General features: G+C 45.8%; 11 protein-coding genes. 6 read left to right on the top strand and 5 right to left on the bottom strand.

Annotation, left to right across the window (positions count from 1 at the left end):
• Nucleotides 1-321 precede the first annotated feature (321 nt).
• The gene (locus tag KFE26_RS20115; protein WP_028759794.1) at nt 322-1,698 is read left to right on the top strand and encodes an L-serine ammonia-lyase; all 1,377 of its coding nucleotides are present in this window, start codon (nt 322-324) and stop codon (nt 1,696-1,698) included.
• Between the two features lie 118 nt (nt 1,699-1,816).
• Here the strand turns inward: KFE26_RS20115 and fghA are convergent, their stop codons facing one another.
• Both fghA and KFE26_RS20105 read right to left on the bottom strand, forming a co-directional pair.
• Nucleotides 1,817-2,659 carry an S-formylglutathione hydrolase gene (gene fghA, locus KFE26_RS20110; protein ID WP_212601505.1) on the bottom strand — a complete coding sequence of 281 codons (843 nt, stop codon included), beginning with the start codon at nt 2,657-2,659 and terminating at the stop codon, nt 1,817-1,819.
• A gap of 165 nt (nt 2,660-2,824) precedes the next feature.
• Entirely contained in the window at nt 2,825-3,964 is a 1,140-nt protein-coding gene (locus tag KFE26_RS20105) for an S-(hydroxymethyl)glutathione dehydrogenase/class III alcohol dehydrogenase (protein ID WP_006081880.1), read from the bottom strand.
• A gap of 176 nt (nt 3,965-4,140) precedes the next feature.
• Between KFE26_RS20105 and KFE26_RS20100 the strand changes: the two genes are divergently transcribed.
• Entirely contained in the window at nt 4,141-5,019 is an 879-nt protein-coding gene (locus tag KFE26_RS20100; RefSeq protein ID WP_212601504.1) for a LysR family transcriptional regulator, read from the top strand.
• Nucleotides 5,020-5,066: 47 nt separating this feature from the next.
• Here the strand turns inward: KFE26_RS20100 and KFE26_RS20095 are convergent, their stop codons facing one another.
• Entirely contained in the window at nt 5,067-6,356 is a 1,290-nt protein-coding gene (locus KFE26_RS20095; protein WP_212601503.1) for an FAD-binding oxidoreductase, read from the bottom strand.
• Nucleotides 6,357-6,854: 498 nt separating this feature from the next.
• Between KFE26_RS20095 and KFE26_RS20090 the strand changes: the two genes are divergently transcribed.
• On the top strand, nt 6,855-7,490 hold the full coding sequence (locus tag KFE26_RS20090) for a DUF938 domain-containing protein (protein WP_212601502.1): 636 nt from the start codon (nt 6,855-6,857) through the stop codon (nt 7,488-7,490).
• Nucleotides 7,491-7,541: 51 nt separating this feature from the next.
• Here the strand turns inward: KFE26_RS20090 and KFE26_RS20085 are convergent, their stop codons facing one another.
• A complete protein-coding gene (locus tag KFE26_RS20085) occupies nt 7,542-8,120 on the bottom strand; it encodes a nuclear transport factor 2 family protein (RefSeq protein WP_212601501.1) in 579 nt (192 codons plus the stop codon).
• Between the two features lie 432 nt (nt 8,121-8,552).
• On the opposite strand from KFE26_RS20085, the gene KFE26_RS20080 reads away from it, so the two are divergent.
• Together KFE26_RS20080 and KFE26_RS20075 are read left to right on the top strand one after the other, a co-directional pair.
• Nucleotides 8,553-10,541 (top strand): TonB-dependent receptor domain-containing protein, encoded by a 1,989-nt coding sequence (locus KFE26_RS20080; protein WP_212601500.1) that lies wholly within the window; start codon nt 8,553-8,555, stop codon nt 10,539-10,541.
• A 536-nt stretch (nt 10,542-11,077) separates the two neighbouring features.
• On the top strand, nt 11,078-11,368 hold the full coding sequence (locus KFE26_RS20075; protein WP_028759787.1) for a cytochrome c3 family protein: 291 nt from the start codon (nt 11,078-11,080) through the stop codon (nt 11,366-11,368).
• A gap of 237 nt (nt 11,369-11,605) precedes the next feature.
• Here the strand turns inward: KFE26_RS20075 and KFE26_RS20070 are convergent, their stop codons facing one another.
• A complete protein-coding gene (locus KFE26_RS20070) occupies nt 11,606-13,615 on the bottom strand; it encodes an ATP-dependent DNA helicase (protein ID WP_212601499.1) in 2,010 nt (669 codons plus the stop codon).
• A 444-nt stretch (nt 13,616-14,059) separates the two neighbouring features.
• On the opposite strand from KFE26_RS20070, the gene KFE26_RS20065 reads away from it, so the two are divergent.
• On the top strand, nt 14,060-14,560 hold the full coding sequence (locus KFE26_RS20065; protein WP_212601498.1) for a GNAT family N-acetyltransferase: 501 nt from the start codon (nt 14,060-14,062) through the stop codon (nt 14,558-14,560).
• The last annotated feature ends 477 nt before the right edge of the window (nt 14,561-15,037 follow it).

Genomic DNA, 15,037 nt, shown 5'->3' with positions numbered 1-15,037 from the left:
CTCACAAAAAAGCTAAAAAAAGCGAGCCACCTACTCTTGTAGCGCTGTCGAAGCCTGTATTCTTGGCCATAAAATGGCCTGTAAAAAAGTCCCAATTAAGTTCAGCTTATCCGAACTATTACGAATAAAAAAAACTAATGTGAATTGTCACACTAATCTATGGGATACTGGCGTTAGAGTATCACACAAGCAGATTTCGCATGAAAGAACGCCGCCACTGACCAGAGTACACGCGCAAGATTAGCGTGCTTCAATCTGCAGAGCGAGCAATCCCATGCACTCAGACTAAAATAATAAACAAGACACAACAGGACTTCTATCATGATTAGCGTATTTGACATGTTCAAGATCGGCATAGGTCCATCGAGTTCACATACCGTCGGCCCAATGAAAGCGGGCAAAATCTTTATGCAAAACCTGACTGACTCAGGACTCGTGACCCAGATTGATGAATTAAGAGCCGAACTCTTTGGCTCCCTCGGCCAAACAGGCAAAGGCCACGGCACGGGCAAAGCAGTGATTTTAGGCTTAATGGGCGAAGATCCCGAAACCGTGGACACTGACAGTATCGACGGTATTTTAGAACACGTCTCCAAGGACGAAACCTTAACTCTACACTGTGGCAAAGTAGTTAAGTTTACCCGTGAGCAAGGCATTACCTATCACAGACGCAAAACGCTACCTGCACATGCTAACGCCATGACCTTGTATGCTTACTGTAAAGGAGAATGCATTTTTGATCGCACTTACTACTCAGTGGGTGGCGGCTTTATTTTAGATGAAGATGAAATTAGCCAACGTAATGCATCGCCAGCCTCACAAATTGAATCGGCTCCTTTTGATTTTGTGAGTGCGGCTCACTTACTGGAATTATGCGGCGAGCAAGGTCTCAGCATTTCTTCTTTAATGATGGCGAACGAACTGAGTTTAGCCACTGAAGATGAAGTCAAAGCCAAGCTGTGGAATATTTGGCAGACGATGAAAACCTGTATCGAACGCGGTTATCAGAAGGAAGGTATTTTACCTGGCGGCCTAAAACTACGTCGTCGTGCTCCTGCACTGTACCGTCGTTTGAAAGCCGAAGGCCGTAACAATGTCGATCCATTAACCGCTATGGATTGGGTCGATTTATTCGCCCTGTCGGTCAACGAGCAAAATGCGGCCGGAGATCGCGTCGTGACTGCGCCAACAAACGGTGCTGCGGGAATTATTCCTGCCGTATTATGCTATTACGATACCTTCGTACAAGAAGTGGATATCGATGTCTGCGCCCGTTATTTATTAACTGCCGCTGCAATTGGTATTTTGTACAAGAAAAATGCCTCAATTTCGGGCGCCGAAGTCGGTTGCCAAGGTGAAGTGGGCGTAGCCTGTTCTATGGCCGCTGGCGCACTGACTGAAATCATGGGCGGTACGGTTGAACACGTTGAAAACGCGGCTGAAATCGGCATGGAACATAACTTAGGTTTAACCTGCGATCCTGTGGGCGGCCTAGTGCAAGTGCCTTGTATCGAACGTAATGCCATGGGCGCGATCAAAGCAATCAACGCGTCTCGTATGGCCCTACGCGGTGACGGTAACCATAAGGTTTCACTGGATAAAGTGATCAAAACCATGATGGATACCGGCAGAGATATGCGCAGCAAATACAAAGAAACCGCCAAAGGTGGTTTAGCAGTCAACATTGTTGAGTGCTAAGTGCTAAGTGTTAATTCACTCTCGTTAATCGCTTTAATCGCACCATAAAAAATACCGCAACTCACTAAGTTGCGGCATTTTTGTTTTAGCGCATCGGCGTGACTGCTGAATCGGCTATTTAAGGCTTAAAGTATAAGCTATGGAACTTAAGGTGCTCTTCAATAAAGCTCGCGATGAAGTAGTAGCTGTGATCGTACCCCGCTTGCATCCGCACATCCAAGGGATAACCCTTGGTATAGGCGATATCCACCAGTGATTGTGGCATCAATTGGGTATCTAAAAAGCTATCGGCTTCACCTTGGTCAATCAGTACTGGCACTTCGCTAATCGCGAGCTTAAGCAATTCACAGGCATCATACTGGCGCCAATGTTCACGATTTTCACCTAAATACTCACTAAAGGCTTTAATGCCCCAAGGTGCATTACTTGGATTCGAAATCGGGCTAAAGGCCGAAATGGAGCTGTATCTGTGCGGATTACTCAGGCCAATCACCAAAGCACCGTGACCGCCCATCGAATGGCCGGAGATAGCGCGCTGGGTAGTGACAGGAAAATGCGCTTCAATCAAGGTAGGCAGCTCATGGACTATGTAATCGTACATTTTGTAATGACGATTCCAAGGTGCTTTTGTCGCATTGAGGTAAAAACCCGCGCCTAAGCCTAAATCGTAAGCTTTATCCGCCGCATCGGGCACATCGTCACCGCGAGGACTGGTATCAGGGGCGACAATCGCCATCCCAAGTACCGCTGCCATGCGCTGTGCACCCGCCTTCTGCATAAAGTTTTCATCGGTACAGGTTAGACCTGAAAGCCAATACAGCACAGGCACTGGTTTATTCACCGCCTCAGGCGGCAGATAAATGGCAAAGCGCATCTCGCAGTTTAATGACTGAGATTGATGGCGATACTGCTTATGCCAACCGCCAAAACTCTTGTTACAACTGATATTTTCTATGGTCATACAAGTCCTTTTAAGCTCAATCTGTTAGCACTTAGTCATAGCGTTTGTCTTAGCATTAAGTCATGACGCTTATCGTCTGCTCAGTTGGCAACACAGCAGACAGATTTGCACCTGTCTGCCGGTTTGTCACATCAAGCTGAAGCATCACTTAGCGTGCAAAATCGCTTATTTATCAAAATGGATCACGCTACGGATGCTCTTACCTTCGTGCATCAGCTCGAACGCTTCATTGATTTGCTCCAGCCCCATAGTATGGGTGATAAAATCATCGAGCTTAAACTCACCCGCCATGTAACGCTCAACAATGTGTGGCAGTTCAGAACGCCCTTTCACACCGCCAAAGGCAGAACCGCGCCATACTCGGCCAGTAACTAATTGGAATGGACGGGTTGAAATCTCTTGACCAGCACCGGCAACACCGATGATCACCGACTCTCCCCACCCTTTATGGCAACACTCTAAGGCGCTGCGCATCACGTTGACGTTGCCGATACACTCGAATGAGTAATCTACGCCGCCGTCGGTCATCTCAACGATCACCTCTTGGATAGGCTTATCGAGTAATTTAGGGTTGATGCAATCGGTCGCGCCGAGTTTTTTGGCTAACTCGAACTTAGATTCGTTGATATCAATCGCGATAATGCGACTGGCTTTGGCCATAGTAGCACCGATAATCGCCGATAAACCGATACCGCCGAGGCCGAAAATCGCCACGGTCGCACCTTCTTCCACTTTGGCCGTGTTCATCACAGCGCCCATACCTGTGGTTACGCCGCAACCTAACAGACAAATCTCTTCTAATGGCGCACTCTTATTGACTTTAGCCAATGAGATTTCAGGTAACACAGTATATTCAGAGAAGGTCGAGCAGCCCATGTAATGGAAAATAGGCTTGCCATCAAGATAAAAACGCGTGGTGCCATCGGGCATTAAGCCTTTACCTTGGGTCGCACGAATTTTTTGGCACAGGTTAGTCTTGCCCGATAGGCAGAACTTACACTCGCCGCACTCTGGGGTATAAAGTGGGATCACATGATCGCCCACTTGCACGCTGGTCACGCCCTCGCCCACTTGCTCAACGATACCGCCACCTTCGTGGCCTAGAATTGCTGGGAATACGCCTTCAGGATCGTCACCGCTCAAGGTAAACGCGTCCGTGTGACACACGCCTGTAGCCACAATGCGCACTAAGACTTCGCCCGCTTTTGGTAACATCACATCCACTTCTTCAATCTTCAGTGGTTGTCCTGGTCCCCAAGCCACTGCGGCCTTTGATTTAATAAACTGCGGTTTTTCGTTCGACATTGTTACGTCCCTTGAATAGGTAATAGGAGTAAGTCATTGGTGTATCATAAATTCAATTCAGGCCAAGCAAACTCTTGCGCCCATTGCACTGATGCTACTGAATAGGAGGATTGTATTTGTTTCTCAGCGAGAGACAATCTAGTATTCAAGCAATTCATTTTTACTGAGTAACAACAATGTATCTCTGGGACGGCATTTCTGAATTTGTCGCAGTGGCCGAGGCCGAAAGTTTTACCCTAGCAGCGCAGCGGCTGAATATCTCCACCGCCCATGTTAGCCGCCAAGTGAGCACCTTAGAAAACCGCCTCGGCACAAAACTCTTTTATCGCACCACCCGCAAAGTGTCGTTAACCGAAGAAGGCACGATTTACTATCGTCATTGCCGCCAATTACAAACTGGGTTAGAAGAAGCCGAGCGTGCCATCTCAAACCTAAAGGACTCACCCCAAGGCTTAGTCAAGCTCACGGCGCCCGTCGCCTATGGCGAAAAATTTATCATGCCGTTACTCAATGATTTTATGGTGCAATATCCCAGTGTTGAGTTTAGCGTCGACTTGACCAATCGCACCTTGGACTTGATTGAAGGCGGTTATGATCTGGCGATTCGCCTCGGAAAACTTGCCGATTCAAGCCTGATGGCCAAACCGCTCAGCAGCCGTACCCACTATGTCGCCGCCTCACCAAGCTATGTGGAAAAATACGGCCAGCCCCATACCTTATCTGAACTTAGCCAGCACAATTGTTTGATCGGTAATCATAATTACTGGCGCTTTGTAGAAAATGGCCGCGAGCGCAATATTAAAGTCCGCGGCAATCTCAATTGTAACAGTGGCTACGCATTAAGGGATGCGGCACTAAAGGGCATAGGGATAGTTCAACTGCCTGATTATTATATTGAAGAAGATATTCAAGCCGGACGGTTACTCTCCTTCCTTGACACTCACCGCGAAGCCAAAGAAGGCATTTGGGCACTCTATCCACAAAACCGCCATTTATCGGCCAAGGTCCGCGTATTGGTCGATTACCTCGCCGAAAAACTCATCGAACAAAATTAAGTACTGTTTGAGCAGATTGATTGGTGGCAGGCAAAACGCCGCAAACACTAACGCCAGTTTTCCCGCATGGTGTAATACAACATGCCTAACGCCAGCGCTTGATTACCAAACCATTCATTTAACGGAATGCGGATATGACGCATGGCGGCAAACAGGTCAAATTCACGCAATTGTCCATCCATCGCATTGGCCATGATCTCGGCCATAATGTGCGATGTCGCTACTCCGTGCCCAGAATATCCTTGGCAATAGAACACATTAGGCGACACTTTGCCGAGCTGCGGGATACGGTTAATCACAATTCCTGCCATTCCCGCCCACGCAAATTCGATATTAACGCCCTTTAATTGTGGAAACGTACGCTCAATCGCGGGCCGTAATTCCGCAGCCACATTTTTAGGATCGCGGCCGCTGTAGTTAGTGCCGCCGCCGAACATCAGCCGTTTATCCGCGGTCAGGCGATAGTAATCCAGTACAAAGCGGCAATCATACACGGCTAAATCCTGCGGATTGATTTGCAAAGCGACATCATCGGGCAGAATCGCAGTGGCGCAATTGCCTAAGGACGCCGGAAATAACATACCACGCAGTTTTGGACGGGCGAGTTTATGGTAAGCATTACCGGCGATCAGCACACTGTTGGCGCGCACTTTTCCCTTGGCTGTGACAACAGTCGCCACATCGCCTTCTTCAATATCAAGTACGGGTGAGTGTTCAAAGATTAACGCCCCAAGACCTGCTGCCGCGCGGGCTTCACCCAGGCATAAATTGACTGAGTGCAAATGCATGTTGCGCCGATTGACTAAGCCGCCGTGATACAAGGGCGAGCCTAAATAGGCAGGCATTTCATCGGCGGATACCAGCGTCATAAATTCACCCATGCCGCGGCGCTGCGCCTCATCATGCATCGCACTAAGCTCTTGCATGTGCTTTGGCTGGTAAGCGGTTTGGATATGACCAAACTTTAAATCACAGTCTATGCCGTACTTGGCCACCCGATTTTTAATTATATCGTGGCCGCGCCAACGTAAATTCCACACATAATCTTCAGCTTCATTGCCAATTTGGCGGCGCAGCTGTTTTGTCATCGCAACATCGCCGGACAAACTGCCCGTCACCTGCCCACCGTTGCGTCCGGTCGCGCCCCACCCAATTTTATTGGCCTCAATAAGCGCCACCTTGTAGCCCTTCTCAGATAATTCCAACGCCGTTGCCACGCCGGTAAAACCGCCACCCACAATCGCCACATCGACTCGAATGTCGCCTTCAAGCGCAGGATAATCTGACTCTTGGTCAATGGTGGCATTGTAGTAGGAGGCGCAACGCTCTGCTGGCATGGTCATTCCTTGATGTTGAAAGTTAACTGTTGAAAGTTGATGGCTGAAAGTGAGTGTTAAGTCTTAGTTCTGGGCACTCAGTTCTTCTGGACACTCAGTTTTGGAGACTAGTTTTAACACGGCAGCATACCGACGTTGTTTTATATTTTTTACAAGCGTTCAGAATTTGTGAGTATATCTAAGTTGAGATCGAGGTCAACAGTGAATTGCGATAACTATTTTTGCAGGACATGACAAAGGGAGTTGAACTGGCTGCTTCTTGAAGAACCAGAAATGGAGAAGCTTGAGATGGAAGCTTCTGAAATGGCAGCACCTAAAATTAAGGCACTAAAATTAAGGCACCTAAGATTAAGATACCTAAGATTAAGTTATCTAAGATAGAGACTCCGAATGTTAAGGTGCGGCTCATTTTATCTTTTAAGCCTTATACTTTTTGCTGGTTTAAGATAGGCTTGTGCGGCGTCATCCTCTTTTAATCTCAGCAACCTAGAGTCCATTATGCCACTATTACCACTTACCCAATTGCCGTTTTCCCAAGCGTGTGAAAACAACAAAGTGCCGATTTTAGCGGTATTAACACAAGCATTCTCACTCAACCAACATGTGCTCGAAATCGGCAGTGGCACAGCGCAACATGCTGTGTATTTTGCAGCAAATCTTCCCCATTTAATCTGGCAAACCAGCGATCAAGCTGAATATATTGAGGTCATTACCGCAAGGTGTATGCATGAAGGCAAGCTACCCAATGCAGCGGCAAACCTACGCTTACCACTTACCCTTGATGTTACCGCGCCATGGCCGGTGAAGGGATTAACACCTCATATTGATGGCGTATTTACTGCGAACACTTTGCATATTATGAGCAAAAATATGGTTGAAGCGTTTTTTAGCGGTCTTGGTCTGTACCTACCCCAACTCAAGACCCTGTGTATTTACGGCCCCTTTAACTACCAAGGCGAATTTAGCAGTGACAGCAATCGCCAGTTTGATACCTTTTTAAAACAGCGCGATCCCGCCAGCGGCATTCGTGATATTGAATGGATTTGCAGTTTAGCCAGCGAGCAAGGCTTAACACTGAAGCAAGATGTGGCTATGCCCGCCAATAATCGACTACTGCATTTTGTTAGAGGCTAGCATTTTGTTAAAGACTCGTTTTTTGTTAAAAGCTAGCTTTAGTTTAATGGTTTAGTCCGTTTTGGCCTCGGCGGTTTTGTGTCCATAGCTCAGTACTCGGGTAGCTTTCCACTGTTCGTTCTGTTTGCGCCACACAATGACAAAGTCGGCTAGGCCATCACAGCTACCAGTTTCAAAGCTGCAAAAACGATGAACGCCTTGCTCTATCGCGCCAAACTCTTTCACCGGAAACACTTTCATCGTGCCCGCAACTAACTCGCGGCGGTAATGGCCACAGGCATATTTTTCGGTATTAGCGATCATGTCCTTGCGGTTCCACGTCACGCCACCCGTGTCGTGGTAAAACTCTACATCTTCAGTGAAAAACGCCGCGTGTTTCTTGAGTTCAGCAGGGGCTGAACACTTATTGAAACTGTCGAACACAGCAAAATCCACCGCTGCAATTTGGGTAGATAAAGTGTCTGTAAGTGCAGCTACGGGCTGCGCAATGTCAGCTTGTGGAGCCCCTGCCGTTTTAACTGATGCTGCTTTAGCTAATGCGGGCGCATCTGTGGCAACAGCAGGTTCGGTAGTGGCGAGTGACAAAGTTAAAACAGCGACTGTGGCTAGGCTATAAAATGCTGGATTCATATTATCTCCGTAAATATTGGCAATACATTTTGTATGGTGACGATTCACGTCACAAACATGAATGCACCACGAAACACAAAGTCACATCGCCAGCAAAGCTTATGCCAGTTAAAATATCCATATTAATCATATCGATATGGCTTAATATTACGTTATGCTGTTTTGTGCGGTGATAGTTTCTGATTATTCTCACTATTTTTTAGTGATTTATCCGACGACAGTCAGACTCAGATCGTCATACTCAGTGCCTTATGCTCAATACACTCAATCAGGATGACCATGCCAGCGAGCAACACGTCGAATATACGGGCTATCACACTGTTATTAAACACTAAAAATTTACACTGCCTTTACACAAAAGAGAGACATCCAAGCTTGAAGCTATAATTAAGAATAATTATCATTCGCCAAAATTACCGAAGGAAGAATGATATGCCCCGCTTTATCCGTCGCACTCGCCAAACCTCGCATCTATCTCATGCAACACAGACACCTATGTTGAGCCAGCTATCGCGCGCTATTGGTTTATGTTTGTTATTACCTGCAGCATGGGCTAGTGCTGCAAACACGCAAGATACCACTCCAGAAATGGAACGCATGGTGATCACAGCAACACAAACTAAACACTCGGAGCTTTCGGCGCCAGCTTCAGTGTCCGTGATAAACCGCAGTGAACTTGAAGCGCTAGTCATAGACGATCTTGCTAGCGCAGTCCGTTATTTACAGGGTGTGAACATCAGCGAAGGCACGCCCTATGGTCGCAATGAAATCAGCCTGCGAGGTTTAGATTCAGATTACACTTTAATCTTGATTAATGGCCGCCGCATTAACTCCCGCGAAGCATTAACTTCTGGTTATGGCAACGATTTTGACTTGTCCTCTATTCCAATGTCTGCCATTGAACGTATCGAAGTTGTGCGTGGGCCTATGTCATCCCTATACGGCTCAGAAGCTTTGGGCGGTGTGGTTAACGTCATACTGCGTCAACCAACTGAGGACTGGCAAACCAGCGTTGGCGTGCAATACGATGCACCTACCAGTGGCAAGGGTGGCGATAGCACTAAGTACAATTTCTACAGCAGTGGCGCGCTGATCAAAGATAAATTACTGGCAAACTTAATCGTCGACAGCAATAAACGCGATGCATGGCGCTCGGACTTAAAACCCACTATTGATGCGTTAGAAGACAGAGATGAAATCAGCGCCCTCGCCAATTTACAATGGCTGATTGATAACCAGCAAGATCTGCAATTTGACTTAAGTTACGCCAACGATGAACGCGAGTCTGATTGGAATAACTACGGCACGATTCTCACCAATAACCAACAAGCGGAGCGGATAAGTTCAGGTCTGACCCATAATGGCCACTGGAACTGGGGCGATACTCGCCTGCGCTATTACTATGAAAATGTTGAGGTGACTGACGACTCAGCGTTAATCGCCGAGATAGGTAATATCACCCAAACCAACCACAATCTCGACGGTCAAACCACTGTCCTGCTTGGCGATCACATGTTAACCAGCGGTGCAGAATACCGTTGGACCCAGCTCGAAAATAGCCGCAATATTTTAGGTGATGGCACCTTAGACGACAGCCAATCGGCATTGTATCTACAAGATGAATTTAGCTTAGGCGAACTCAATATCACCTTAGGCGGGCGCGTCGATCACCACGATGTGTACGGCACCGAATTTAGCCCACGCTTGTATTTAGTGTATAACTTAAGCTCTGAATGGGTCATTAAAGGTGGTGGAGGCAAAGCCTTTAAAGCACCAAATATGGCGCAATCCCAAGCCGATTATATTATCCCCGCTTGTCGTGGCGCCTGTACCGTTGCGGGAAATCCTGATCTTCAACCCGAAACCTCAGTGAACTACGAATTATCGACCCAATATCAAACCACGGATTTTGGTGGCTCGATCACCTACTTCCATAACGATGTAGAAAATAAAATTATCACCGAAACTTGGAATAGAGTCCCTGGTACAGTATTAACTTACCAAAACGTGAACGAAGCTAAGATCACTGGTTGGGAATTACAAGCTTGGTACAATTTAACTCAAGATCTCAGCCTAAACGGTAATTACAGTAAAACCGATGCCGAAGATAAGCAAAATGGCGCGCCTTTTACCTTAACACCGGACGACAGCTATAACCTGAAACTGCAATGGCAGGCATTCGATGGTTTATCCACCTTTATCGCCTACCATTATACTGGCGAGCAGTATTTACGAACCAATGTCAAATCAGAGGGTTATGGCTCGCTCGATATAGGTGCGAATTATCAAATTAATCCTATGTTTAGACTGAAGCTTGGCGTGACTAACCTAACGGATTCTGAACGTGACCAAGTTGCCACCGACCTTGATTATATTCAAAAGAGTCGCAGTATTTATGCTGGGGTAACTGCAAGTTTCTAAGCTCTACAAGCCAGAAATTAATGTGTAACTATAGCTCTGCTACTCAACATTAAACATCATAGGCGAAGCCCGTTTTGGCTTCGCCTATTGTTTTAAGACCAAAATGAATATCACACATCCGACCAGAAAAAGTAAAATCAATCTATTTTCTAAAATAGAGAATTTTTAAATAAACATCAAAAATATAAATTACATAATCCAGATTTAAATCATTAGTCTTTTACATTCCGCAATATAACCTTGATCATACTTTAACGCTAAAAAATAACTCACCCGTTAACCTTTGATAACGATCAAGGTTTTGTCATATTAAAAAACTATTATACACACGCAAGACTGCTAAAGCTTGAGGTGTAAAAATCTCGATTATTAAACTTACGCACCAAGCAAAAGCGATATTATCTTTCCGTTTATATCACTAATAAAACAGCGAGAAAAATACAGTTCCAACTTCAAGTTACATATTTCATAGCTAGATATGTGATTTACTCGCTTCAGAATGATGATTTAACCAACAATAAAAAAAGGAAAATAACATGCTTAAAAAGATGATGCTAATGTGCGCACTGTGCTTTTCAACGAATTTAATGGCGGTATCACTTGCCGACAGTCATTCTGAAAGATCTGACTGTGAATCCTGCCATAAAGATAAAAAACCTTCAGCGGATTATGTTTTTGAAAATCAGCAATGTGTATCATGCCATGGAGAAATGAAAACTCTCGCAGGTGAAGCTCATACTAAACATGATGGCGTTTTAACATGCACCAATTGCCATATCGCTCATCAAGAAAAAGCACCAGCAGATGCTTGCAAAGAATGCCATTAATTCACTAAAAATCTAAAACCAAAGGCCGAATAATTATTTATTTTGAATGGAACCATTAGGCAGGATGCCACTTGACCCAACCTCCAAGGGTGTTTGCCATCTATTGCTCACAGGTGGCAATTTTTACCTCCATTTTTATATCCTTACAATATGTTTAACGGCTCAATACTTAGCTCAGAATCCCATGTCAGGCAAATAGGGCAAGTTTAATTGTGCTAGGTAAACCATAGACGACTCTCAGGGGATTGTTCTCAAGAACGCCAATGCCTTTTCTAGGTCACGGGTGCGCGCCATCGGTGGCAGCGAGTTTAAAAAAGCTTGGCCATAGTAGCGATTCACAATGCGATTATCGCAAAGGATCAGCACACCGCGATCTTTTTCATCGCGAATAAGACGGCCAACGCCTTGTTTCAGCGCAATAATCGCCTGCGGTAACGACACTTCAGTAAAAGGATCGAGTCCCTGACGACTCACATTGTCGGCTCGGGCACGATACAGGGGCTCATCGGGCGACACAAAAGGTAATTTGTCGATAATCACACAGCTTAACAATTTACCGCGCACATCCACCCCTTCCCAAAAACTACTGGTACCGAGCAATACCGCATTGCCGAGTTGGCGAAACTTAGTCAGCAGACTCTGTTTACCCGCTTGGCCTTGTACCAGCAGCGGATACTGAGTGCGAGTTCGCAGTGCCAGCGCCGCTTGTTCGAGCATTTTATGGCTGGTAAATAAAATAAAAGTCCGTCCCTGCGCCGCATCTATCGCTTGCACGCACACATCCACCAGCTGCTTTAACGCTTGCTGTTGATTGGTCACGCTCCCAAGTTGTCTCGGCACACAAAATACCGCTTGGCGGGGATAATCGAAGGGACTGTCGAGAATGCTTTGCTGCGCATCAACGATACCCATTTCTCGGGCAAAATGAACAAGACTGCGGTTGACCTGCAAAGTTGCCGAGGTAAATATCCAGCTGGTTTCGGGTACAAATAACTGTTGGCACTCACGGGCAATATTGATTGGTGAAATTCGCAGCACCACAAAGCGACTGCCCAATTCGATGCTGTAGGCCGCCAGATTATTATCGCAGTTAAAAAACACACTGAGCTTATTATTCAGCTCAGCCAACTTGATGGCGATATCATCTAACAATTCACTGCGGCCAATATGGGCCATTAATAAATTCTGCAGCGCAGTTAATTCCGCTAATAAATCCCATGACGCCCCTGCGAGCGCTTTATTGCCCAGCACTAAACGCCAATCGGATTCGCCGCAGGAATATAACTGATTATGCCAATCACTTAATTTAGCGAGGCAACGCTGGCAAAATTGGGCGAGTTGCCCAGTATCACTGAGTTCGGTTTGATAAATGGCGAGTAGCTTTTGAATGAAATCATCGATAGTACGACTCGAACATTGCTGGCCAAAATAGTTAACGCAAATATCGGGTAATAAATGCGCTTCATCGAAAATCACCACATCAGGATCGGGTAATAACTCGGCAAAGCCCGTGTCTTTCAGTACACTATCGGCGAAAAATAAATGGTGGTTAACCACAATAATTTTGGCATCCAGAGCACGGCTGCGCGCCTTGCGGGTAAAGCAGGCATCGTAAAAATCGCAGCGCTTACCAATACAGCTTTCCTTAGTGCTGACCACAAGCGGCAGCGCCGAAGAATTCTCAGGCACTGAGGTTAAGCCGCCAATATCACCATCTTTACAGGTGCTCGCCCACTGATTAATTTTCAACAAATCATCCAACAAACGCGCATCGATATGTGTCGCCTCACTCATTTGCTTATCGAGTCGCCACTGGCACAGATAATTATTGCGGCCCTTTAGTAGAGCCAGTTTAGGCTCAATCCCCAACATGGCGACCAGCGCGGGTAAGTCTTTAAAAAACAACTGCTCTTGCAAGTTTTTACTGCCCGTACTGACGATGACTTGCTTACCGCTCAATATCGCGGGGATCAAATACGCAAAGGTTTTACCTACCCCCGTACCCGCCTCAATCACCAGATTGCCCTTCGCAGCTATCGCCTCACTCACTTGCTGCGCCATTTGCATTTGGCTTGTTCGCGCACTAAACCCTTGAATATGTTTAGACAATACTCCATCGGGCAAAAATGCGCGTTGCACTTCGGACGCGAGTCGACTCACCGCAGCGGCGCCTTTTAAGGCAGAAGGCTTAGCGACGGTTTCTTTAGAGGAAACATGCTTTGATGTCGGTTGGCGAGAGCGAGTCAAAGGGAGAATCAATCCTTTATCAAGGTGTTAGGGAGCGTTATAAAACAATGTAGTAAGGCCACGCTATAAGCTGCTGCGGGGCTGCTGAGCGAGTGCATAGTGATACTTTAATTAACCACAAGCACTGGTTAGTGCCGCAAGACGCGACCGTAAACAATAGCGTTAAGCTTAACGGCTCGAAGCATTATGCTGATTTGAGATAAGACTACAAGTTAGCCGCGTAATTAACACCAATTTAAACGTCGGTATTTGCTAGCATCCGCCAAAGCATGTGCGCTAGCTGTAACAGTTCCAAACTTCTGTCGATTTCAGCCTGCCACTAACCATTTGAAATAAATAAGCTTACCTCAGCAAAGCAAAACTCTATACCATTATATACGCTCGATAACAGGATGTTTCAGTGCCCAAGCATCAATACTAAGACGCAGGTAATCAGGATGAATGATGTCAAACGTCAGTCTTATCAATTTAAAAATAAGTGACACCACAACGCTACAACGTCTTCTCCAACTTTATTACTTTGATTCAACACCTTGGAGTAAAGAAGATATAGGCATTGATGGGTTATATGATGGATCTACAGCCTCAGATCTTGAATCCTATGTTAACTCACAAGAGGCAAAAGCCTACCTCATTTGGGTAAATGAAGTATTGGTAGGCTTTGTTCTACTAGAATCGGTTGAAGATGAAAAAAGGCTTATCTGGGAACTGGCTGACCTCTTTATTCTTCCTAAATATCGCGGTGGTTGGATTGCGCTCGAAGTAGTCCGTCAAATATTTGAGCAGATTAGCACACCGATACTGGTCGCTACGTTCAAAGAAAATGAACTGGCTTTGCGCTTTTTTAAAGCGGTATCAAAACGATTACAGCTTAATTCAGTACGTGAGTTAATCGAGGATGAAACTACTCCGTTTTATACTTTCATCATAAATGAACACATCTAACAATCCATGTTATTCAAGTTTTTCTAAGCCACCCATTGTTTGTAGTAGTACGGTTAATTTGGCCATCTAGTTAGAATTGACCTCAGCAATTTCTACGTTTTTTGACCTTCGCCATACTTATCGTAATGTGAACTAGACGATTGTGAGTAATAGATCTTCCGCGCTTTTGTCCAAAAGTGAGCTAGGAAGCAACTGGCAGATGACATGTGATTACTGAGTCACTTGAACCTGTTTGTGTCGAGTGAAGATTGTCCCTAGGCAATTTGTCTGTCAGTCTTCCTCGGTATTCAAATTATTAATTCCTTAGCGATCAAATTGATTACAAAATTAGACATATGGATGAATCCCTACTAAAAAATAGACAGCAAATTGAGCTTGGTGATTTTTCAGGTGTTAGACGCCAGCAACCTATGTAGCAGAAAGGATGATCACTTACTCGTCTATTTTTAGCAGGAATTATTAGCCAACTGTATGAAC

It is taken from the genome of Shewanella sp. M16, from assembly GCF_018224605.1.
GTDB lineage: Bacteria > Pseudomonadota > Gammaproteobacteria > Enterobacterales > Shewanellaceae > Shewanella > Shewanella oncorhynchi.
The sequence above is the reverse complement of the archived record's forward strand: the minus strand, read 5'-3'. Positions and strand labels throughout refer to the sequence as shown.

What these genes read in the sequence shown, in the direction of transcription:
- KFE26_RS20115 (WP_028759794.1), top strand. Translation starts at nt 322, where the DNA reads ATGATTAGCGTATTTGACATGTTCAAGATCGGCATAGGTCCATCGAGT.
- fghA (WP_212601505.1), bottom strand. Translation starts at nt 2,659, where the DNA reads ATGACCATAGAAAATATCAGTTGTAACAAGAGTTTTGGCGGTTGGCAT.
- KFE26_RS20105 (WP_006081880.1), bottom strand. Translation starts at nt 3,964, where the DNA reads ATGTCGAACGAAAAACCGCAGTTTATTAAATCAAAGGCCGCAGTGGCT.
- KFE26_RS20100 (WP_212601504.1), top strand. Translation starts at nt 4,141, where the DNA reads ATGTATCTCTGGGACGGCATTTCTGAATTTGTCGCAGTGGCCGAGGCC.
- KFE26_RS20095 (WP_212601503.1), bottom strand. Translation starts at nt 6,356, where the DNA reads ATGCCAGCAGAGCGTTGCGCCTCCTACTACAATGCCACCATTGACCAA.
- KFE26_RS20090 (WP_212601502.1), top strand. Translation starts at nt 6,855, where the DNA reads ATGCCACTATTACCACTTACCCAATTGCCGTTTTCCCAAGCGTGTGAA.
- KFE26_RS20085 (WP_212601501.1), bottom strand. Translation starts at nt 8,120, where the DNA reads ATGAATCCAGCATTTTATAGCCTAGCCACAGTCGCTGTTTTAACTTTG.
- KFE26_RS20080 (WP_212601500.1), top strand. Translation starts at nt 8,553, where the DNA reads ATGCCCCGCTTTATCCGTCGCACTCGCCAAACCTCGCATCTATCTCAT.
- KFE26_RS20075 (WP_028759787.1), top strand. Translation starts at nt 11,078, where the DNA reads ATGCTTAAAAAGATGATGCTAATGTGCGCACTGTGCTTTTCAACGAAT.
- KFE26_RS20065 (WP_212601498.1), top strand. Translation starts at nt 14,060, where the DNA reads ATGTCAAACGTCAGTCTTATCAATTTAAAAATAAGTGACACCACAACG.